The organism is Amycolatopsis circi, assembly GCF_003385235.1.
GTDB lineage: Bacteria > Actinomycetota > Actinomycetes > Mycobacteriales > Pseudonocardiaceae > Amycolatopsis > Amycolatopsis circi.
In genome coordinates, this window is the sequence record NZ_PQIA01000023.1 from 108,493 (window position 1) to 128,173 (window position 19,681).

The 19,681-nt window shown below is 68.7% G+C and carries 20 protein-coding genes; 10 read left to right on the forward strand and 10 right to left on the reverse strand.

From position 1 onward, the window contains the following. The first annotated feature begins 71 nt into the window (after nucleotides 1-71). A complete protein-coding gene (gene ypfJ / locus D0D37_RS12960; RefSeq protein ID WP_116200755.1) occupies nucleotides 72-1,007 on the forward strand; it encodes a KPN_02809 family neutral zinc metallopeptidase in 936 nt (311 codons plus the stop codon). 20 nt (nucleotides 1,008-1,027) lie between these two features. Then, nucleotides 1,028-2,005 carry an NAD(P)H-quinone oxidoreductase gene (locus D0D37_RS12965; protein ID WP_116200756.1) on the forward strand — a complete coding sequence of 326 codons (978 nt, stop codon included), beginning with the start codon at nucleotides 1,028-1,030 and terminating at the stop codon, nucleotides 2,003-2,005. A 51-nt stretch (nucleotides 2,006-2,056) separates the two neighbouring features. Here D0D37_RS12965 and D0D37_RS12970 read toward each other — a convergent pair whose 3' ends face one another. Beyond that, nucleotides 2,057-3,256: a cysteine desulfurase-like protein gene (locus D0D37_RS12970; RefSeq protein ID WP_116200757.1), complete on the reverse strand. Its 1,200-nt coding sequence runs from the start codon at nucleotides 3,254-3,256 to the stop codon at nucleotides 2,057-2,059. A gap of 102 nt (nucleotides 3,257-3,358) precedes the next feature. Here D0D37_RS12970 and D0D37_RS12975 point away from each other — a divergent pair, with 102 nt between their 5' ends. Then, a complete protein-coding gene (locus tag D0D37_RS12975) occupies nucleotides 3,359-3,940 on the forward strand; it encodes a bacterial proteasome activator family protein (protein ID WP_116200758.1) in 582 nt (193 codons plus the stop codon). A 251-nt stretch (nucleotides 3,941-4,191) separates the two neighbouring features. Here the strand turns inward: D0D37_RS12975 and D0D37_RS12990 are convergent, their stop codons facing one another. Both D0D37_RS12990 and D0D37_RS12995 read right to left on the reverse strand, forming a co-directional pair. Further along, nucleotides 4,192-5,343, reverse strand: coding sequence for an epoxide hydrolase family protein (locus D0D37_RS12990; RefSeq protein ID WP_116200759.1), 1,152 nt, complete (start codon nucleotides 5,341-5,343; stop codon nucleotides 4,192-4,194). Nucleotides 5,344-5,412: 69 nt separating this feature from the next. Further along, entirely contained in the window at nucleotides 5,413-6,666 is a 1,254-nt protein-coding gene (locus D0D37_RS12995) for a polysaccharide pyruvyl transferase family protein (protein ID WP_116200760.1), read from the reverse strand. A gap of 114 nt (nucleotides 6,667-6,780) precedes the next feature. Between D0D37_RS12995 and wzm the strand changes: the two genes are divergently transcribed. The 3 genes from wzm to glfT1 are packed head-to-tail and all read left to right on the forward strand — an operon-like array spanning nucleotide 6,781 to nucleotide 9,461. Continuing rightward, nucleotides 6,781-7,734, forward strand: coding sequence for a galactan export ABC transporter permease subunit Wzm/RfbD (wzm, locus tag D0D37_RS13000; protein ID WP_116200761.1), 954 nt, complete (start codon nucleotides 6,781-6,783; stop codon nucleotides 7,732-7,734). Nucleotides 7,735-7,737: 3 nt separating this feature from the next. Continuing rightward, entirely contained in the window at nucleotides 7,738-8,553 is an 816-nt protein-coding gene (gene wzt / locus D0D37_RS13005; protein WP_116200762.1) for a galactan export ABC transporter ATP-binding subunit Wzt/RfbE, read from the forward strand. Further along, nucleotides 8,553-9,461 carry a galactofuranosyltransferase GlfT1 gene (gene glfT1 / locus D0D37_RS13010; RefSeq protein WP_162834198.1) on the forward strand — a complete coding sequence of 303 codons (909 nt, stop codon included), beginning with the start codon at nucleotides 8,553-8,555 and terminating at the stop codon, nucleotides 9,459-9,461. The genes wzt and glfT1 overlap by 1 nt, the downstream gene beginning before the upstream one ends. Nucleotides 9,462-9,520: 59 nt before the next feature. On the opposite strand, the gene D0D37_RS13015 is transcribed toward glfT1, so the two are convergent. The 4 genes from D0D37_RS13015 to D0D37_RS13030 form a co-directional block, all read right to left on the reverse strand. Beyond that, entirely contained in the window at nucleotides 9,521-10,711 is a 1,191-nt protein-coding gene (locus D0D37_RS13015; RefSeq protein WP_116200764.1) for a hypothetical protein, read from the reverse strand. Beyond that, nucleotides 10,708-11,130 (reverse strand): hypothetical protein, encoded by a 423-nt coding sequence (locus D0D37_RS13020; protein WP_116200765.1) that lies wholly within the window; start codon nucleotides 11,128-11,130, stop codon nucleotides 10,708-10,710. Before D0D37_RS13020 ends, D0D37_RS13015 begins: the two co-directional genes overlap by 4 nt. Nucleotides 11,131-11,162: 32 nt before the next feature. Continuing rightward, entirely contained in the window at nucleotides 11,163-11,930 is a 768-nt protein-coding gene (locus D0D37_RS13025) for an ESX secretion-associated protein EspG (protein WP_116200766.1), read from the reverse strand. An 81-nt stretch (nucleotides 11,931-12,011) separates the two neighbouring features. After that, nucleotides 12,012-12,590, reverse strand: coding sequence for a TetR/AcrR family transcriptional regulator (locus D0D37_RS13030; protein WP_116200767.1), 579 nt, complete (start codon nucleotides 12,588-12,590; stop codon nucleotides 12,012-12,014). A 117-nt stretch (nucleotides 12,591-12,707) separates the two neighbouring features. On the opposite strand from D0D37_RS13030, the gene D0D37_RS13035 reads away from it, so the two are divergent. Both D0D37_RS13035 and D0D37_RS13040 read left to right on the forward strand, forming a co-directional pair. Next, a complete protein-coding gene (locus D0D37_RS13035; RefSeq protein ID WP_116200768.1) occupies nucleotides 12,708-13,547 on the forward strand; it encodes an NAD(P)H-binding protein in 840 nt (279 codons plus the stop codon). A gap of 78 nt (nucleotides 13,548-13,625) precedes the next feature. Then, nucleotides 13,626-13,868 carry a hypothetical protein gene (locus D0D37_RS13040; RefSeq protein WP_116200769.1) on the forward strand — a complete coding sequence of 81 codons (243 nt, stop codon included), beginning with the start codon at nucleotides 13,626-13,628 and terminating at the stop codon, nucleotides 13,866-13,868. On the opposite strand, the gene D0D37_RS13045 is transcribed toward D0D37_RS13040, so the two are convergent. From D0D37_RS13045 to D0D37_RS13055, 3 genes are all read right to left on the reverse strand, one after another. Continuing rightward, the gene (locus D0D37_RS13045) at nucleotides 13,865-14,863 is read right to left on the reverse strand and encodes an acyl-CoA dehydrogenase family protein (protein ID WP_167493522.1); all 999 of its coding nucleotides are present in this window, start codon (nucleotides 14,861-14,863) and stop codon (nucleotides 13,865-13,867) included. The genes D0D37_RS13040 and D0D37_RS13045 overlap by 4 nt on opposite strands. Nucleotides 14,864-14,939: 76 nt before the next feature. Then, entirely contained in the window at nucleotides 14,940-16,850 is a 1,911-nt protein-coding gene (locus D0D37_RS13050; RefSeq protein WP_116200770.1) for a glycosyltransferase, read from the reverse strand. Nucleotides 16,851-16,855: 5 nt separating this feature from the next. After that, on the reverse strand, nucleotides 16,856-17,326 hold the full coding sequence (locus D0D37_RS13055) for a GtrA family protein (protein WP_116200771.1): 471 nt from the start codon (nucleotides 17,324-17,326) through the stop codon (nucleotides 16,856-16,858). A 145-nt stretch (nucleotides 17,327-17,471) separates the two neighbouring features. On the opposite strand from D0D37_RS13055, the gene dprE1 reads away from it, so the two are divergent. Together dprE1 and dprE2 are read left to right on the forward strand one after the other, a co-directional pair. Continuing rightward, entirely contained in the window at nucleotides 17,472-18,839 is a 1,368-nt protein-coding gene (dprE1, locus tag D0D37_RS13060) for a decaprenylphosphoryl-beta-D-ribose oxidase (RefSeq protein ID WP_116200847.1), read from the forward strand. After that, the gene (dprE2, locus tag D0D37_RS13065; protein WP_116200772.1) at nucleotides 18,836-19,591 is read left to right on the forward strand and encodes a decaprenylphospho-beta-D-erythro-pentofuranosid-2-ulose 2-reductase; all 756 of its coding nucleotides are present in this window, start codon (nucleotides 18,836-18,838) and stop codon (nucleotides 19,589-19,591) included. The genes dprE1 and dprE2 overlap by 4 nt, the downstream gene beginning before the upstream one ends. The last annotated feature ends 90 nt before the right edge of the window (nucleotides 19,592-19,681 follow it).

Sequence of the window (19,681 nt, forward strand, 5' to 3'; positions counted from 1 at the left end):
GTACCTGGGTGCGGCTCCTGCGCAGGGGCCGCACCCAGCCTCGTTCCCGGCTTTGCGGCTACCCTTTCCGCGTGCGATTCGACGACAACGCGGATCTGGACTCCTCCGAAATCCAGGACATGCGCGGCAGCGGAGGCGGCGGGGGCGGCATCGGCGGCCGCGTGGCCATCGGCGGCGGCGGGCTCGGCATCGTCGGCCTGGTCATCTACTTCCTGTTCTCCCAGTTCGGCGGCGGCCCCAGCACCGGGACCTCGCCCGCGGTGGGCGGGGTCGGGCTCGGCGACGTCCAGTCCGGGCAGCAGCTGGACTCCGGCACGCTCGCGAAGAAGTGCCGCACCGGAGCCGACGCGAACCGGGACCACGACTGCTCGATCGTGGCGATCGTCAACTCCATCCAGGACTACTGGACGCAGGAGTTCTCCCGTTCCGGCCAGACCTACCGCAAGGCGACGACCCGCTTCTTCACCGGCGGCGTGCGCACCGGCTGCGGCGGCGCGACGTCGGACACCGGCCCGTTCTACTGTCCGGCCGACTCCTACGTGTACATCGACCTGTCGTTCTTCAACGAGCTGAAAACCCGCTTCGGCGCGCAGGGCGGACTGTTCACCGAGGCGTACGTGCTGGCCCACGAATACGGCCACCACGTGCAGAACCTCACCGGCACGTCCAAGCGCGGCACCGGCACCGGACCGACGTCCGGCTCGGTCCGGCTGGAACTGCAGGCCGACTGCTACGCGGGCGTCTGGGCCAACCACGCCAGCACGACCCCGACCAGCTCCGGGAAACCGCTGGTCCAGGACGTCACGAAGGACGACATCTCGCGCGCGCTGGACACCGCGTCCCGCATCGGCGACGACTACATCCAGAAGAACCTCGGCAACGGCCACGTCGACAAGTCGAGCTTCTCGCACGGCACCTCCGCGCAGCGCGAGAAGTGGTTCACCACCGGCTACCAGACCGGCCAGCCCGCGCGCTGCAACACCTTCAGCACCAACGATCTCGGCTGACCCGGGATACAGTCGGGTGCATGCACGCGATCACTATCCGCGAACCCGGTGCCCCTGACGTGCTCGAATGGACCGAGGTCCCCGATCCGGAACCCGGTCCCGGCGAGGTCCTGCTGGACGTCACGGCCAGCGCGGTCAACCGGGCCGACCTGCTGCAGCGCCAAGGCAACTATCCGCCGCCGCCCGGAGCGAGCGACATCCTCGGCCTCGAATGCTCCGGCACGATCGCCGAACTCGGCGAAGGCGTCGAGGGCTGGCAGGTCGGCGACGAGGTGTGCGCGCTGCTCGCCGGCGGCGGGTATGCCGAGCGTGTCGCGGTCCCGGCCGGACAGTTGCTGCCGGTGCCCGCCGAAGTCGAGACGGTCGCCGCGGCCGGGCTGCCCGAGGTGGCCTGCACGGTGTGGGCGAACGTCGTGATGCACGCCGGTCTCGGCGAGGGCCAGGTGCTGCTGGTGCACGGCGGCGCGGGCGGCATCGGCACGCACGCGATCCAGGTGGGCAAGGCACTCGGCGCGACCGTCGCGGTCACCGCGGGTTCGCCCGAGCGGCTCGAACGCTGCCGTCAGCTCGGCGCCGACCTCACGATCAACTACAAGGAACAGGATTTCGTCGAGGTGCTGCGCGCCGAGACGAAGGGCGCCGACGTCATCCTCGACAACATGGGCGCGAAGTACCTGGAGCGCAACGTCGACGCGCTCGCCGCGGACGGCCGTCTGGTCATCATCGGCATGCAGGGCGGGATCAAGGGCGAGCTGAACATCGGCAAGCTGCTGGGCAAACGCGCGAGCGTGTTCGCGGCCGGGCTGCGGTCGCGGCCGCTGGACCAGAAAGCGGCGATCGTCGCGGATGTCCGGAATCGGTTGTGGCCCTTGGTGGAGCAGGGTTCGGTGCGGCCGATCGTCGGCCACGTCGTGCCGATGGCCGAGGCCGCGTCCGCGCACCGGATGCTCGAGGAGGGCAGCATCTTCGGGAAGGTCCTGCTGGCCGCGAAGTCCTGATCCTCGTGAGTGTTTATGCCGGTTCTAACCGGCATAAACACTCACGAGGGGTCAGCGCAGTTCTTCGAGCACCCGCACGAGCTGGTTGATCTCGAACACGTTGGAGTAGTGCGCGAGCCCGATCCGCACCGCTCCGCCGACCTCGCCGACGCCCAGCGACGCGAAAACGCCGCTGGTGCCGTCGTCGGCGAACGCGCACAAGCCTTGCGACGCAAGGTATTCGGCGACCTGGGACGATTTCGCGCCGGCCACGGCGAAGGCGAGCGCGGGGATCCGGCGCATCGCGTCGCCGATCACCATGATGTGCCGCAGCGAGCGCAGTTCCGTGGACAGCTGCGCGAGCAGGCCCGCGTGGTACGACTTGGCCGAGCCGAGCGACGTCACCAGGCGTTCGCGGCGGGAGCCGGTCGCGGCGTCGTCCAGTCCGGCGAGGTAGTCGATCGAGGCGATGAGACCGGCCAGCAGCGGGTACGCGTGCGGGCCGAGTTCGAGCCGCGCGGGACCGGTGGCGGCCGGGTCGAGCGATACCGACGAGATGCGCTCCAGCAGCTCCGGATCGCGGAACACGAGCGCGCCGACCGCCGGTCCGCCCCACGAGGGAGCGGAGACGACCATGACGTCGGCACCGAGTTCTTGCAGGTCAAGCGGCACGAACGGGGCCGCGTAGGTCGCGTCGACCACCACGAGCGCGCCGACGCGCTTGGCGAATTCGATCACCGTCGGCACGTCCGGCCGGGTCCCGACCGACCCGGACGCCAGCGTCACCGACACCGCTTTCGTCCGCGCGGACACGAGATTCTCGTACTGCCACGCGGGCAGTTCACAAGTCTCGATGTCGATCTCGCTCCACCGCAAGACCGCGCCGACGCGTTTCGCGGCACGCCGCCAGGGCGCGATGTTGGCCTCTTCGTCGAGCCGGGAGACGACGACCTCGTCGCCGATCGTCCAGCGTTCGGCGAGCGCGTCGACGAGCCTGCGCAGCAGCACCGGCGCGCTCGGACCGAGCACGACGGTGGCCGGGTCCGCCCCGACCAGATCAGCAACGGCCCGGCGGGCCGCGGTGACGATGCTTTCCGCCCGCTGGGAGGCCGGAAATGCTCCGCCCGGCCCGGACACCGGTGCCCGCATCGCCGTCGAAACGGCCGAAGCGACCTGTTCGGGCACGAGCATTCCGGCGGCGCCGTCGAAGTGAATCCAGCCGTCGCCAAGCGCGGGGAACAGCCCACGGATACGAGCGACGTCGAACGCCATGGGGACACGGTACGGACGTGCGGTTTCGCGGTTGCCGCGGGGTTGGGCAGAACTGCCCGAACGGCCGCTAGGCTCGGGGCAGGACCGCCAACAGCGACGGGGATGGAGCACATGAGCGAGCCGAACTTCGGGGGAACGGGCGCGACCAGGGACGGAACGGACGCGCCGCACGTGGTCGTCGTCGGACCGGACGGGGTTCCGGTCGGCACCGCGCAGGTCGCCCCCGACGGCGAGGAAAACGAGACCGTCGGGGAACTGGTCGAGGAACCGGCCAAGGTGATGCGCATCGGCACCATGATCAAACAGCTGCTGGAAGAGGTCCGCGCCGCACCGCTGGACGACGCCAGCCGCAACCGGGTCCGCGAGATCCATCAGACCTCGGTGCGCGAACTGGAGCAGGCGCTGGCCCCCGAACTGCGCGAGGAACTGGAACGGCTCGTGCGGCCGTTCACCGAGGACGAGACTCCTTCGGACGCCGAACTGCGGATCGCGCAGGCCCAGCTGGTCGGCTGGCTGGAAGGGCTGTTCCACGGCATCCAGACCGCGCTGTTCGCGCAGCAGATGGCCGCGCGGGTGCAACTGGAGCAGATGCGCCGCGGCCTGCCCGCGGGCTCGTCGGGCTCCGTCGGGCAGACGGGCGAGGGGCACGGGCACGGCATCACCGGGACCGGGCAGTACCTCTAACTCTCCTCGGAGAAGAACGCTCGAAGATCACCGATCACCAGATCGGGCTCTTCGAGCGCCGGGAAATGCCCACCACGCGGAAACTCCGTCCACCGCACCACCCGATCAGTACGCTCAGCCAACGACCGCAACGGAAGCCCGATGTCATCCGGGAACACCGCGACCGACGGCAGCGCCGCGGGCTCGTGCAGTTCCGGCCGCCAGCCCGGCGAAGGACACCGGCACGGCATCACCGGGACCGGGCAGTACCTCTAACTTTCCTCGGAGAAGAACGCTCGAAGATCACCGATCACCAGATCGGGCTCTTCGAGCGCCGGGAAATGCCCACCACGCGGAAACTCCGTCCACCGCACCACCCGATCAGTGCGCTCAGCCAACGACCGCAGCGGAAGCCCGATGTCATCCGGGAACACCGCGACCGCGGTCGGCACGGTCGACGACGGCAGCGCCGCACCCCACTGGACGTCCTGATCGGCGTAGATCCGCGAGGACGACGCGGCGGTGCGGGTGAACCAGTAGATCGAGACGTTGGCGAGCAGATCGTCACGGTCGATCAGGTCGTGGTCGGTGTTCGAAAAGGCACGGAACTTCTCGGCGATCCAGGCCAGCTGTCCGGCCGGGGAGTCGGTGAGGCCGTAGGCAAGCGTGTGCGGCTTGGTGGACTGGATCATCGCGTAACCGATGCCGGTCTGCTGGAAGGCCCGCGATTTGTCCAGCGACCGCTGTCCTTTCGCCAACTCGGCCCCGCTAAGCCCGTCGAGGTCAGCCTCGCTGCGCGCCACCGCGGACGGCAGCATCGTCACGTGCGCACCGATGATCCTGTCGGGGAATTGCAGGCCGAGTTCGCGGGAAATCAACGCGCCCCAGTCGCCGCCGTGTGTGCCGAACCTTTCGTACCCGAGGCGGGTCATCAGCTCCGCCCAGGCGCGGGCCGTCCGCGCCGGGCCCCAGCCGCGGTCGGGGGTCGGGCCGGAGAAGGCGAATCCGGGTACGGAGGGAACCACGACGTCGAACGCCACGGCTGGGTCGCCGCCGTATGCGCGAGGGTCGGCGAGCGGGCCGATGAGGTCGAGGAATTCGACGATCGAGCCGGGCCAGCCGTGGGTGAGGAGGAGCGGGACGGCGTCCGGTTCCGGGGATTTGAGGTGCAGGAAGTGGACGTTCGCGCCGTCGAGGACGGTGGTGAACTGGGGGAAGCCGTTGAGGCGTTCTTCCTGCGCTCGCCAGTCGAAGCCGAGCCGCCAGTGGCGGGCCAGGTCTTGGACCTCGGCCACTGGAATGCCCAGCTCCCATGCCGGGTCGTCGAACGGATCCGGCCAGCGGGTGTCGGCCAGGCGACGGTGGAGATCGTCCAGGTCGGACTGCGGGAAATGGACGCGGAAGGGAGCGGGGTCTTGGGCCATGCGGGGAAAGCTATGCGGGATTGAGGACCGTTCGAGTCCTCAATCGGCGATCGGCCCTCGCTGTTCGGGCTAGTTTCGAATCCGCCGCGGCCACCGTCGCCGTTGGGCGGGCGGCTCCACCTCGACCGGCGGCTCCGGCTGCGGCTCCTCGGCAACCGGGCGGACAACCGGCGCGTAAACCTGTTCGGCGACCTTCCGCTTGCTGTCCTTGAAGTCCGCCAGCGTCTCGCCGGCGTAGCCGCCCTCGTCCGGACGGTCCGGGACCTGGGAGAGGTCTTCGAGCAGCGTCCAGTTCGATCCGAGCCCGACCAGGGAACGGTGCTTCGTGGCGTAATAGTCCGGGTGGATGCTCACCGCGACGCCAGAGGCGCCGGCCGCGGCGGCCAGCATGTGGATGTGGAAGCGGGTGGAGATCCAGGTTTGTCCCGGCGCGGCGGGAAGACCGTGCGTCCAAATGTGCGAAAACGGATAAAACCGGGCACCCGGTAATTCCCGCTCGATCAACGAAAAGACTTCGCGGTCGACCCGGGGCACTCCCTCGACGACGCCGATCTTCGCCGGGTCCGTCTTCCACGCGCGCAGCATGGAAAGCACCGCGCCGGCCACCGCGCCCACCCCGACCTCGACCAGATCGGATTGCAGGCACAGCATCACTTCGGGCAGGTCTTCGGACTGGTCGTACCGGTCCGGCCCGATGGTGAGAAAGGCGTCGTCCAGCCCGACCGGGCGGCCCAGCAGATCCGCTGACGCGTCGTCGCGGACCTCGACCACCTCGAACCGGTCGGCAAGCGCTTTCACCAGCGGGATCGAACCTTCGCAGGCGGGCAGCAAGCCCTGTCCGGTCATCGCGGCCCGGCCGCCGGAACGTTCGACCGCGGCGACCGCGCCCGCCAGCAAGCCGATCTGCCTTGGCCACAGCTTGTTGATGTATCCGCCGCCGACGACGTGCACCACGTCGGCCTCCGCCAGCAGTTCGACGCTGTGGTGCAGCCGCGGCAGCATGCCCGGGTTGTGCACCGCGTCGCGCACCCAGGCCGCGGTGCGCCACGGATCGTCGTCCGGCGCCTCCGCGCACAGCCGCCACAACGTGTCGGTGAACTTCGCCCGCGGATGAATGCCGTCGAACAGGACGCTCGCCGGCCCCGGCGAGTGAGTGTCCACCCACACCTCGGCGTCCGGGGCGGTTTCCGCGAGATAACGCAGCCAGCCGGCGGTGATGAGCTCGTCACCGTAGTTGGGGTGGCCCACAGGTGCGACGAGGTGATACCGCGCACGTGAAGAACCAGACTCCGGGTGCGAAGTGCTGATTTCGGGGACCGGCATTGGCTTATCGTAACGTCGCGCACACGGACTCGGGCAGGACGGGGGATACCGGCCGGAGCGACCGCGCGACGGGTCGGGCCTAGCCCGCCTGGCCTCATCGGTACCCTCGTCCACGTGCATGCCACCAGCACGGTTCACGCAGCCGAACCCGATGTCTCGACTCCGGTTCCACCGTCGTCGGACAGCAAGACGTTCGGGCGTGCGATCGACGACATCAAGACCGGTTTGGCCTCCCGCGAGCTGTGGACCCATCTCGGCTGGCAGGACATCAAGCAGCGGTACCGCCGGTCCATCATCGGTCCGTTCTGGATCACCATCAGCCAGGGCGTCATCGCGCTCGGCCTCGGACTGCTGTACTCGCAGCTGTTCCGCACGCCGATCGAGGTGTTCCTGCCCTACCTCTCCACCGGTTTCATCATCTGGGGCTTCATCCAGGGCTGCCTCACCGAAGGCATGGAAACGTTCATCGCGAACGAGGGGCTGATCAAACAGGTCCCCGCGCCGATCAGCGTTTACGTGCTGCGCACGATCTGGCGGCAGACGCTGCTGCTGGCGCACAACATGATCGTCTACGTCGTGCTGCTGATCATTTTCTTCTCGGCGCTCGATTCCCCGTATTCGCTCGGGACGAAAGACGGCACGTGCGTACCGGACAAGTTCTGCCACCCCGGTCTGAGCTGGAACATTTTCCTCGCCATTCCCGGGTTCGTGCTGCTCGCGCTCACCGCGGGCTGGGCCGCGCTGCTGCTCGGCATCATCTCGACGCGTTTCCGCGACATTCCGCAGCTGATCAACTCGCTGATCCAGCTGATGTTCTACGGCACCCCGATCGTCTGGCCGGTCGACCAGCTGCTGTCCGGCGGCGCGCGGGACGGCGCGTCGTGGGCGCTGCCGATCATCAAGCTCAACCCGCTTTACCACTACATGCAGGTGGTGCGGTCGCCGCTCATCGGACAGGCGGTGAGCTGGACCAGCTGGGTCGTGGTCGGCGGGCTCACCGTGGTCGGGTGGGCGCTCGCCCTCATCGCCATGCGCAATTACCGGTCTCGCGTCTCGTATTGGGTGTGACAGATGGTCAGCATTGACGTCCACAACGCGTACGTGGACTTCCCGATTTTCGACGCGAAGACGCGTTCGATGAAAAAGCGCGTGCTCGGCAAGGTCGGCGGCAAGATCAGCTCCGACCAGAAGGTGCCGATCATCGAGGCGCTGCACGACGTGTCGATCAGCCTCCGCGAGGGCGACCGGGTCGGTCTCGTCGGGCACAACGGCGCGGGCAAGTCCACGCTGCTGCGGCTGCTCGCCGGGATCTACGAGCCGACCCGCGGATCGTCGCGGATCGTCGGCCGGATCGCGCCGGTGTTCGACCTCGGCATCGGCATGGACCCGGAGATCTCCGGCGTGGAGAACATCCTGATCCGCGGTCTGTTCCTCGGCATGAGCGCCAAGGAAATGGAGAAACGGGTCGACGACATCGCGGAGTTCACCGAACTCGGCGACTACCTGCAGATGCCGCTGCGGACGTACTCCACCGGCATGCGGGTGCGGCTCGCGCTCGGCGTGGTGACCTCGATCGACCCGGAGATCCTGATCCTCGACGAGGGCATCGGCGCGGTCGACGCGGCGTTCCTCAACAAGGCCCGCGACCGGCTCAAGGACCTGGTCAAGCGCTCCGGCATCCTGGTGTTCGCGAACCACTCCGACGAGTTCCTGATGGAGCTGTGCGACACCGCGATCTGGATGGACGAGGGGCACGTCAAGCAGCAGGGTTCGCTGCGCGAGGTGCTCACCCAGTACAAGGGCCGCGACCCGTTCGAGAACATGAGCCAGGAAGGTCTCGAGCGCCTCGGCATCGAGCCCGCGACCACCACGAACGGCGGGGAATGATGACCGGCGAGACGCGAGAGCTGCCCGAGGGCGCTGTCGTCGGCGTGGTGGTCACGCGGCACCGGCGCGAACTGCTCGCGGACTCGCTGAAGATCATCGCCGCCCAGACCCGCCCGGTCGACCACCTCGTGGTGGTGGACAACGGACCGGACAAGTCCGCGCGGGACGTGGTGGAGGCCTACCCGCTGCCGTACACGTACCTGCCGTCGCACCGGAACCTCGGCGGCGCGGGCGGTTTCGCGCTCGGCATGCTGCACGCGCTGTCGCTCGGCGCGGACTGGGTCTGGCTCGCCGACGACGACGGCCGCCCGGCGGACGAGCACGTGCTCGAGATTCTCCTTGAGGAAGCCGAAAAGCGCGGCCTCGCCGAGATTTCCCCGGTGGTGGCCAACATTGACGCCCCGGCGAAACTGGCGTTCCCGCTGCGCCGCGGCCTCACTTGGAAGCGCTCGTCGGCCGAACTGGGCACGGATTTCCTGCCCGGCATCGCGTCGTTGATGAACGGCGCGCTGTTCCGTTCGTCCACTTTGGACGTCACCGGCGTGCCCGACCTGCGCCTGTTCTTCCGCGGCGACGAGGTGGAACTGCACCGCCGCCTCGTCCGGTCCGGCCTGCCGTTCGGCACGTCGCTGCGCACGACCTACCTGCACCCCGACGGCTCGGACGAATTCAAGCCGATGCTGGGCGGGAAATTCCACGCACAGGACCCGGAGAACGAGGTCAAGCGGTATTACACGTACCGCAATCGCGGGTATTTGCTGTCGCAGCCGGGAATGCGGAAGATCGGGGCGCTGGAGGTGCTGCGCTTCGGCCTGTATTTCGTGGGCGTGAAGCGGGACCCGAAGGCCTTTATGCAGTGGCTGAAACTGGTCCGGCAGGGACGAGCGGAGAAGTTCTACCGGTACTGAACCCGGTCAGTCCGTTGTGGACAGTGCACTAACCCCACCGTCCACAACGGACCTCCACGCTACTCCCCGATGACCGGCGGCGCGGAACGATGCCCGCTGCCGAACACCTCGTCGTCGTCCTCGATTTCCATCACGAACGCGGGCTGGTTGAGGCTCTCGTCGTACGGGCGGGCTCCGAAGCCCATGCCCGGACGGGCCGGAGCGCCGCCCATTCCGCCGGCCGCGACGTCCGCCGCTCCCGGTTCCATCGCGCCGTCGCCGGGGCCGAACGAGCCGCCTCCTCGGCCGACCTTGCTCTGGTGTTCCTCGTCGGCGCCGAAACCTCCGCCGCCACCGCCCATCGGCATGCCACCCATCGGCATGGCACCCATGCCCGCCCCGGACGCACCGCCGCTGCCGCCGCTCGGGGCGGCCTGCGCCGCGGCCGGAGTGGTGCCCGCCGCCGTTGTGCTGGGGTCCGGCATCGACTGGTGCACGGCACCGGTGAACTGGCTCGGGCCGCTGACGGTCGGGGCGCTGGCGTGCCCGGCCACGGCCCCGCCGCCACCAGCCGCGGCACCCGCCGAGGACGAGCCAGCGTCAGCCACCGCAGGAGCGGGAGCAGGCGCGGGGCTGGCCGGAGCAGGAGCAGCGTCGTGGTGCTCCGGACCGGTCGGCATCGCTACCGCGGCACCGCCACCGGCCGCGACGCCGAACTTCGGCGGGTGCGCGAAAGCCGGCTGCTTCGACCCTGTCTCGTGCAGCGAAGCGTCGTACTTCGACATCGTCTCCGCGGCCTGTTCGTGCGCGGAACGGCTGTCCTGCTGCTTTTTCAGAGTCGCGTCGATCTCATTGCTCATTTCGAGCGGGCTCGCGTGCGACCATTTGTCGAATTCCTCGGACCAGTCGAACGGAACCGCGTCCGGCATCGAGTGCTTCGCCGCCTGCGCAGCGGACGCCTGCTCCTCGACGATCTGCGCGGCCAGCTTCGCGTTCTGGCCATTTGCCTCGGCCCATTCGGCGAGGCTCACGAAATACGCCTGCGCACCGGCCGCGGCCTCGCCGCTCCAGGCATGCGCGGCCTTCTTCACGGCCTCGCCCAGCTGCGTCGCGAAATCCTCGAACGCTTTCTGCACCTCGGTGTACGCGTGCGAGACCGAGGAAACCTGCTCTACGTCGAGATTCGTCTCGACGTACGACTTCAGCTGCTGGTGCGGGTGCCCGAGGTAGTCGGCGTCCGACGGCGCGAGCCCCGGCTGCGGCGTGCTCATTCGGTGCTGCCCTTCACGGTGCGGTGGGAGTCGATGGCCTGGCTCTCGTTCTCGGTGTAGACGCCGCCGGCGCGCGCGAGAGCCTCGTCGGCTTCCTTCAGGATCCGGCCGAACTGGTCCAGCACGTCGAGGGCCGCCCCGGGTGCGTCGGCTCCGCTCTTGCGGTCGTGCTCGGCCACGGTGTGCCCGTACGGATGGCTGCCGAGCTTCGGCGCGGTCGTCAGCGCCTGCGTCTGCGGCTTGAGCCGTTCGAGGCGCGTGACCATGTCGGTGAGCGCTTTGCGCAGGTCACCGAGTGCGTCGCCGTCGATGCTGAACCCGCCGGCCTTCGCGGTGCCGGCCAGCTTGTGCGTTTCGGCCGCGGCTTCGGCGATGCCCTTGGCGTTCAGCCCGCCTGCCGCCAGCGGATCAGTGCTCATGCGCCGGAGTTTACCGACGCGAGCCGCTCCGGTCAGGCGTTTGCCGAATAGCCTTCAAGCTGGGTGAACAGTTGTTGGGCCAGACGGGCATTGTCCGCCGGGGCGTAGGTGAGCCAGCGGTTGCCGTCGCTGGAATCGCGCGTGCTGAGCAGGTAGCGGCCGAGTTCGGTGTCGAACCACGCGAGCGACGGCAGCGCCCGCTCGTGGCCGTTGCCGTCGCTGACGTACGGCGTGAACTGGCCGACCGCCAGCCGCGGCTTTTCGAAGATCCGCTGGACGGCCCTGAGCTGCGGATTGTGCGTGCGCGGACCGCTTACCCCGGCGAACGGGTCGTACGCGTCGCCCCGGACCGGCTGCTTCGACGGCCGCGCGACGGTCACCGACTGCCCCGCCGCGGCGGGCGTGAGCGGCAGCAGGTCGACGATCGCCGGGACGATGCCGGTCGGGCGGACCTCCTCGAAGCTGAACATCCCGTCCCGCTGGACCACGAGCACCGCGAACTGACCGTTGGACGCCACCCGCGCGAAGAGTTGCTCGTCGCCGATCTTGGCCGCCGCGGACACCGCGAGGCCGGGCTGGGCGAACGTGGCGAGCGCGATCTGGACGTCGTCGTCGATCGTCCCGCGCCGCAGCAGACCGCGGTTGTCGAGGTCGCGGAAGACGGCATCGCGCACCGCGGCGCGTTCTTCGCCGGTGATGCCGATGTGCGGCACCACGAACGGCACCGGCGCGCGGCCGAGCCCGAGTTCGCTCAGCAGGAGATCCATCGCTGCCGGTGACAGCGTCAACGTGTACGGCACGACCCACCCCTAAATCCGGTCTCTCCCCGGCGAAACCGTAGTCCACTCCGCACTGCCGCGGCCATCGGCGCCAAGAGCGCGTCATCCGGAGCGCGGTGAGCGGATTCCGTTCAGGAAGTAAGCGGTGCGACGGTCGTAGGCGTCCCGGGGAGGCCGGTCGCCGTGTTTGAGGGCGAGGGCGGTTTCGACGACGAACGCGTGAAGGTCGCCCGCTGTGAACTCCGGCCGCAGAGCCCCGGAGGCCCGCGCCGCCGCGACGAGTTCTTCGTTGGCCTCACTCCCGACCCGGCAGATCTCCATGAGCTGCGGCGAGTTCGGATAGGTCTGCAGCAGGACGTCGTTGACCGCGGGCTGGCGGTACTGGAGGTCGCGCAGCGCGGTGACGTAGCAGACGAGCCGCTCGCCGACGTCGTCGATGGCCCGCATGCGGTCGATGACCGCGAACAGCTCCGCCGCGACGACCTCTTCGACGACCGCCTCGATGAGCCCGATCCGACCGCCGAACCGGTTGAAGATCGTGGCTTTGCTGACTCCCGCCGCCTTGGCGACCTCCTCCAGCGGGACCGTCAGGCCCCGCCCCTGGAAGGCGCCGATCGCAGCGTTTCGGATCTGTTCGGAATTGCGCCTGGCGTCGGCGCGCAGCCGGGATTCCGCGGGCATCGCGCTCCTCGTCTCTCGGCGTAAGTTGACTCCCCCGGTCAGCTTACCTACAGTCGGTGACGGAAGAAGTTGACCCGTGTAGTCAACTTATGCTCCCGAAGGGAAAGATCAGGGAAAATGATCGTTGTCACCGGCGCTACCGGCGGGCTGGGCAGTGCCACCGTCGAGCACCTCCTCAAGCGTGTTCCCGCCGACCAGATCGGCGTCAGCGTCCGCGATACCGCCAAGGCGCAGCACTTCGCCGACCGCGGCGTCCGCGTACGGCAGGGCTCGTACGAGGACCCAGGCGACTCTTTCGCCGGTGCCGAGCAGGTCCTGCTGATCTCCGGCAACGACCCCGCCGCCGATCTGGTCAGCCTGCACCGAAACGCCATCGACGCAGCCGCCGCGGCCGGTGTCCGGCGGATCCTCTACACAAGCCAGCACGGCGCCGCCCCCGGCAACCCGTACCGGCCGTCGGACCTCCACCTCGCCACCGAGGCAATCCTCGGCGAATCCGGAGTCGCCTGGACCGCACTGCGCAATGGTGCTTACGGCCCACTCGACCAGGTGCTCGGCCCGTGGCAGCGGACCGGCGAGATCGCTCAGCCGGAAGACGGCCCTGTCCCGTACACCGACCGTGCGGACATCGCCGAGGCCACCGCGGCCCTCCTCGCCGGTGACCGCTCCGTCGACGGCCCCGTCACCCTCGCGGCGACGGCCGCCGTCACTTTCGCCGATTTTGCCAAGATCGCTTCCGACCTCACCGGTCGCCCCGTCAATCGCGTCGTCCTGGACGACGAACAATGGGTTGCCGAACAAATCGCGAGCGGCGTCCCGGAGCAGGCGGCCCGGTTCATGCTCACCTGGTACCAGGCCACCCGGGCTGGTTATTTCGCCGAATCGGGCCCGCTGCTGGCCGAGCTTCTCGGTCGCGAGCCGCGCACCGTCGCGGACCGGCTCGCCGAATCCGCCTAGCCCGCTTCCGCTGTGAGCGGATCCGCTGTCGGCGAACCGCTCTTGCCGCCGATGATCACCCGCTGCTGCGATGGGTCCATGGCAGATCCCAAACCAGCACTTGTCCTGCACCTCGCGGCGGGCGGCGAACCGCTGATCTTCCCGCTCACCGCCGACAGTTCCTCAGCCGTTCAGGAAAAGCTCCCGGACCTTCTGAAACACGGTGGCGTTCATTCGCTGGAAACCCGGGACGGCAACGCTGTTTCAGTGAATTTCGTCCACGTGGCGGCGGCTTATGTGGACGATCTGAGCCGAAAGGGCAAATTCGGCCTGTCCGTTTAACGACGGGCGAGGGCGAGCAGTCCTGCACGGATCTCCGGTCTGCTCGCGGCCACGAGCAGGAACGTCGCCTCGCGCACCAGCCGGCCGGCGTGCGCCCCGGCCAGCACCGCGCGGCTGCCCGTCGCCGCGGCGAGTGCGCCCGCTGACCGGTACGCCAGATCGGCACCGGCCGCGCGGGCGTCCGGGAGCGTGGCCGGGTCGGCGAGACCGGCGTTGAGCCGACGCCGGATTCCGTCCTGTTCGGACCGCAACGCCGTCGCCGTTTCCTCCTCGCCAGCGGCCTCGATCAGGCTGGCGCAACGCTCGGCCAACCCGAGCGGAGCGCATCCGTTGAGCCGGGACGCAAACGTATTGCCAGCCACGAACTTTTCGTAGCTGACCCGCGCGAAGACCGACTCGTCCGGAATGAAGTGGTTGTCGAGTTTCAGCCGCACCGTCGCGGTGCCTTGTGCGGCCATGAGCGTCAACGGCTCGGCGACCAGGCTGTGCCCGACGATCGGCGACACCAGGGCGTTGACCACCGTGTCCCCCTCGCGTCCGGACAGCTGCAGCAGGTCGATCGCGTCCCATCCGCTCACGAACGGTGCCTCACCGTCGAACCGATAGCCGCCGTCGACGCGCTCTACCCGCACTCTCGGCGGCGTCGGAATCACGCCCGCATACGCGACTCCCGCGCGCAACCGTCCGCTGATCAGGTCCGGCAGGTACCGCTCACGCAGGTCCGCCCGATCCGTCGCGGCCAGCCCGGCGACGAGACCGTGGTGCTGCAGCCAGGTGAACGCGGTGCTCAGACACCCACCGGCCAGCGCCTCGAGCACGCCGACCAGCTGGTCCAGCTCGACCCCGGAATCAGGCGCGGCGAGACCATAGAACCCTTCCTCGGCGAGCGCGTCGAAATGCGACCGCGGCACCACGCCGAGCCGGTCCACTTCGGCGGCCGCGGGAAACAACAGGTCGTCGGCGAGAGCGCGCGCACGGGAAACCAGGTCGGCCATGAAACCAAGCTACCCAAAAAGACAAAAAGGGCGTCTCGCCGAACGCGAGACGCCCTTTTCGGACCAGCTCAGTCAATCACAGCTCGTACAGCCGCTTCCAGTTGTCGCGCGAGGTGAGTTCCGGCATCGCGCGCTTGTACTGCTCCTGCACGCCCGCGCCTTCCTTGCGCAGCCGGTTGAGCACCTTCGCGCCGCGCTTGGCCAGGTCGAACATCTTGACCTTGTCGTAGGTGCGCACGCGCACGCCTTCCTGCGACGCGTCGGTGACCACAGCGGTGTCGAACAGCGCGACGTGCCACCAGTGCGCCTCGTCGATCGACACCGCGCCGAGCCCGAAGCGGCTGCGGCCGAGCACCTTGTCGAGGACGCGCTTGATCAGCACGAGCCGCTGCATGCTCGGCCGCGGCGCGCTGTTGATGATGCCGATGTCGTTGGACGCGATGCCCGGCACGTCAGTGGCCTTGTGCCGCTTGGTCTCCGGGTACGCGTCGCGGATCCGGCGGATCTCCTTCATCGCCTCGACGCCGCCGTCGCGCAGGATCTCCGGGCCCTCCAGGAAGTCCTCGACCGCCTTGATCAGCGTCGCGGACAGGCCGTACTGCATGCCGAGCAGGTAGCGCACCAGCTGCGCCAGCAGCACGCGGGAGAGCAGGTTCAGGTTGAACGGCGAGTGCAGCGCGGCGGTGATGATCGAGTTGCGCAGGTTGAAGTACCGGTGCCACTCGTCCCAGTCCTTCCAGTGGAAGTCCGCGTGCCACACGCCGGCGCCCGGCAGGGTCACCGTGGGGAAGCCGTATTCGCGGGCGCGGTAGGAGTACTCCGCGTCGTCCCACTGGAAGAAGAACGGCAGCGGGTAGCCGATGGCCTTGACGACCTCGTACGGGATCAGGCACGACCACCAGCCGTTGTACCCGGCGTCGAGGCGGCGCTCCTGGCGGTTCGGCGCCCCGGTCTCCTCGTCGACGCCGAGCAGGTCCGCGGTGGACAGCGAGTGCTGCACCGGCTGTCCCGGCTCCAGCGTGTTCAGCCGGGCGTACTCGGCTCCGACGTGCAGCTGGTTCGGGTGCAGCAGGTTGAGCATCTGGCCGCCGACGATGATCGGGTTGGCCGAGCGGTTGGAGAACGCCGTCATGCGCACGACGAGGTCCGGCTCGAGCAGCACGTCGTCGTCCATGAACAGCACGTTCGCGTGCTCGGTGGCGGTGTGCCCGGCCACCTCGTACAGGCCGCGGGTGAAGCCGCCTGCTCCGCCGAGGTTCGGCTGCTTGATGTAGTGCAGCTTCTCGCCGAGGTCCTTCGCGACCTGCTCGAAGCCCTCGCGCGATTCGACCAGGTCGGTGCCCTGGTCGGCGACGTAGATGGCGTCGAGCGTGTCGAGCGAGGACACGTCGGCGGCGAGCGCCTGGAGGTTCTTCAGGCAGTCGTCGGCGCGGTTCATCGTGCAGATGGTGACCGCGGTCGGGCGGATCGACTCCGGCGCGTCGACGGTCCAGCGGACCTGCTCGACCCGCAGCGTCTGGCCGCCCTCGGTCTCGAGGTCGAGCCACAGCGCGCCGCCGTCGTGGAACTTGTCCAGCTTGCCGGTCAGCTCGACCTTGACGCTCTTCGCGCCGGACACCTGCTGGGCGTCGACGACGCGCGGGTCGCCGAGCATGTCGGACGCGCCGAGCGACAGCAGCCCGTCGCCGGTGACGACCGCTTCGGCCTTTACCTCGGTCGCGGTGGTCCAGCGCTGCCAGTAGCTCGCCGGGAAGCGGCCGAAGTAGGTGTTGCCGGTGACCTTCGCGGACGGCTCGAGCGTCACGCTGCCGCGCTCGCGCTGGGCGTTGCCCTGCACGACCTCGGCGTACATGTCCTTGCTCACGATCGGAGCCGGCCCGGCGTACAGCCCGCGCTGGGCCGTGAGCCTGCCTTCGGGGGCGTGTTCGGCGAACCGCGTCTGGCCTGCGGGGGCCGCCTCCGCGACCGGGGCTGCTTTACCGGGCATCGAACTCAGTTCTCCTTTTTTACCGGCCGTACACGGAACACGACCCACTTGAGCATCACAAAATTGATCACGGTGGCCGTCCCCTGGGAAACGACCCAGGCGAGGGTGGCCTTCCACGCCATCTCCGGCAGCACGTTCAGCATGAGCCGATTCACGCCGATCGTCACGAAGAAGGTCACCGCGTACAGCAGAACGAACCCGCCGACCTGGGCGTTCCCGTCGCGCTTGCCCGCGGCGAAGGTGAACCGCCGGTTCAGGAAGAACGCGGTGGTCGTGCCCACGACGAAGCTGATCGCGCGAGCGACGTCCGCCCACGGGGCCCCGTCCATGCCGACCGCGCGCAGCAGCGAGTACGTGCCCAGGTCGAGCAGGGCGCAGAAGCCGCCGATCACCCCGAACCGGATCAGCTGGCCCAGCAGCCCGGGTCCCGCGGGCGCCGGCTGCGCTTGGTCACTCTGCGGTTCTGTAGCCACCACTTGGAATACCTTCTCGGCCTATTGCGTCAGTGTCCTTATTACCCACTTCGACGCTCGGACGCTTGTGCCTTGATGCGCAAAGTGTAGAAGCGAGCACTTCAGGGTCACGTTCCGGGCGGTGTTCGGCGTGGCTACCCTGGTCCGCGTGACCCAAGCACCCGAGACACAGCGCCGCACGCTCACCGGCTGGGGCCGCACCGCCGGGACGGTCGCCGACGTGCTGAGCACGCGCGACGTCGAGGCGATCGCCCGCGCCGTCGCCTCCGCAGGCCCGCGCGGGGTCATCGCTCGCGGCCTCGGCCGGTCCTACGGCGACCCGGCGCAGAACGCGGGCGGCCTGGTCGTCGACATGACCGTGCTCGACCGCATCCACTCGATCGACCCGGACTCCGGCCTCGTCGACCTCGACGCGGGCGTCAGCCTCGACAAGCTGATGCGCGAGGCGCTGCCGTACGGCCTGTGGGTCCCGGTCCTGCCGGGCACGCGCCAGGTGACGATCGGCGGCGCGATCGCCAACGACATCCACGGCAAGAACCACCACTCGGCGGGCAGCTTCGGCAACCACGTGGTGTCGATGGACCTGCTCACCGCCGACGGATCCGTGCGCACGCTCACCCCGGAGGGCCCGGATTCGGAGCTGTTCTGGGCGACGGTGGCGGGCATCGGGCTCACCGGGATCATCGTCCGCGCGACGATCCAGATGACGAAGACCGAGACCGCCTACTTCATCGTCGACAACGACCGCACCGACGACCTCGACGGCACGCTCGCGCTGATCAGCGACGGCTCCGACGACAAGTACACCTACTCGTCGGTCTGGTTCGACACGATCAACAAGAACAAGCTCGGCCGGGGCGCGTTCGCTCGCGGCTCGCTGGCCAAGCTGGACGAACTGCCGCCGAAGCTGCGCGCCGAGCCGCTGAAGTTCTCCGCCCCGCAACTGCTCACGGTGCCGGATTTCCTTCCGAACGGCCTGATGAACAAGCTCTCGCTCAGCGCGATCGGCGAGTTCTACTACCGGTCGACTCCCAAGCACGGCCGCGGCGCGATCCAGAACATCACCGCCTTCTACCACATGCTTGACCTGGTCGGAGAGTGGAACCGCGGCTACGGCAGCAAGGGTTTCCTGCAGTACCAGTTCAGCACTCCGATCGGTGCGAACGAGAGCCTCCGCGGGATCGTGGAGAAGGTCGCGCACTCCGGGCACTACTCGGCGCTGAACGTCTTCAAGCAGATGGGCAAGGGCAACCGGGCTCCGCTGTCGTTCCCCGACACCGGCTGGATGGTCTGCCTCGACTTCCCGATCAAGCCCGGTCTGAGCGCGCTGTGCACCGAACTGGACCGGATGGTCCTCGAAGCAGGCGGCCGCCTCTACACCGCGAAGGACTCGCGCACCTCGCCCGAGACGTTCGCGAAGATGTACCCGCGGCTGGAGGAGTGGCGCAAGGTGCGCGCTTCCGTTGACCCCGAAGGCGTTTTCGCCTCTGACATGAGCCGGAGGCTCGCACTGTGATCGACGCGGTCGGTAACCCCCAGTCCCTGCTGCTGCTCGGCGGCACGTCCGACATCGCGCTGGCGATCGCGGAGAAGTACCTCGCGGAGAAGCCGCTGCGGGTCGTGCTGGCCGCCCGTCCTTCGCCGCGGCTGGAGGAAGCCGCGCAGCGCCTGAAGGATCTCGGTGCCGAAGTGTCCACTGTGGCCTTTGACGCCAAGGACCTCGCGTCGCACCCGAAGGTTCTCGACGAGGCGTTCGCCGGCGGCGACATCGACGTCACGGTGGTCGCGTTCGGTCTCCTCGGCGAGGCCGAGGAGCTGTGGCAGGACCACGGCAAGGCCGTTGAGCTGGCGACGGTCAACTACACCGCCGCGGTGTCGGTCGGCGTCGCGCTGTCGGAGAAGCTCAAGACGCAGGGCCACGGCAAGGTCATCGCGCTGTCGTCGGTGGCGGGCGAGCGGGTTCGCCGGTCGAACTTCGTGTACGGCTCGACCAAGGCCGGTTTCGACGGCTTCTACCTCGGTCTCGGCGAGGCGCTCGCGCCGCACGGCGTGCAGGTGACCGTCGTCCGGTCGGGCCAGGTCAAGACCAAGATGACCGCCGGGATGAAGGACGCTCCGCTGACCCGGACCGCCGAGCAGGTCGCCGACGTCGCGGTCGAGGCCGCGCGCAAGGGCAAGGAACTCGTCTGGTCGCCGTCGGAGTTCCGGCTGGTGATGTCGATCCTGCGGCACGTGCCGCGGCCGATCTTCCGCAAGCTCCCGGTCTGACGTTTTCGCGGCCCGGCCTCCACCGTTCGGTGGATGCCGGGCTGACCAGCTCGACGATGCCCTGAGGGTGCCCACGCGCCGAAACTCGGG

Excerpts from the sequence above, each read along its gene's own strand:
- D0D37_RS12965 (WP_116200756.1), top strand. The coding sequence starts at position 1,028 with ATGCACGCGATCACTATCCGCGAACCCGGTGCCCCTGACGTGCTCGAA.
- D0D37_RS12970 (WP_116200757.1), bottom strand. The coding sequence starts at position 3,256 with ATGGCGTTCGACGTCGCTCGTATCCGTGGGCTGTTCCCCGCGCTTGGC.
- D0D37_RS12975 (WP_116200758.1), top strand. The coding sequence starts at position 3,359 with ATGGAGCACATGAGCGAGCCGAACTTCGGGGGAACGGGCGCGACCAGG.
- D0D37_RS12990 (WP_116200759.1), bottom strand. The coding sequence starts at position 5,343 with ATGGCCCAAGACCCCGCTCCCTTCCGCGTCCATTTCCCGCAGTCCGAC.
- D0D37_RS12995 (WP_116200760.1), bottom strand. The coding sequence starts at position 6,666 with ATGCCGGTCCCCGAAATCAGCACTTCGCACCCGGAGTCTGGTTCTTCA.
- wzt (WP_116200762.1), top strand. The coding sequence starts at position 7,738 with ATGGTCAGCATTGACGTCCACAACGCGTACGTGGACTTCCCGATTTTC.
- glfT1 (WP_162834198.1), top strand. The coding sequence starts at position 8,553 with ATGACCGGCGAGACGCGAGAGCTGCCCGAGGGCGCTGTCGTCGGCGTG.
- D0D37_RS13015 (WP_116200764.1), bottom strand. The coding sequence starts at position 10,711 with ATGAGCACGCCGCAGCCGGGGCTCGCGCCGTCGGACGCCGACTACCTC.
- D0D37_RS13020 (WP_116200765.1), bottom strand. The coding sequence starts at position 11,130 with ATGAGCACTGATCCGCTGGCGGCAGGCGGGCTGAACGCCAAGGGCATC.
- D0D37_RS13030 (WP_116200767.1), bottom strand. The coding sequence starts at position 12,590 with ATGCCCGCGGAATCCCGGCTGCGCGCCGACGCCAGGCGCAATTCCGAA.
- D0D37_RS13035 (WP_116200768.1), top strand. The coding sequence starts at position 12,708 with ATGATCGTTGTCACCGGCGCTACCGGCGGGCTGGGCAGTGCCACCGTC.
- D0D37_RS13040 (WP_116200769.1), top strand. The coding sequence starts at position 13,626 with ATGGCAGATCCCAAACCAGCACTTGTCCTGCACCTCGCGGCGGGCGGC.
- D0D37_RS13045 (WP_167493522.1), bottom strand. The coding sequence starts at position 14,863 with ATGGCCGACCTGGTTTCCCGTGCGCGCGCTCTCGCCGACGACCTGTTG.
- D0D37_RS13050 (WP_116200770.1), bottom strand. The coding sequence starts at position 16,850 with ATGCCCGGTAAAGCAGCCCCGGTCGCGGAGGCGGCCCCCGCAGGCCAG.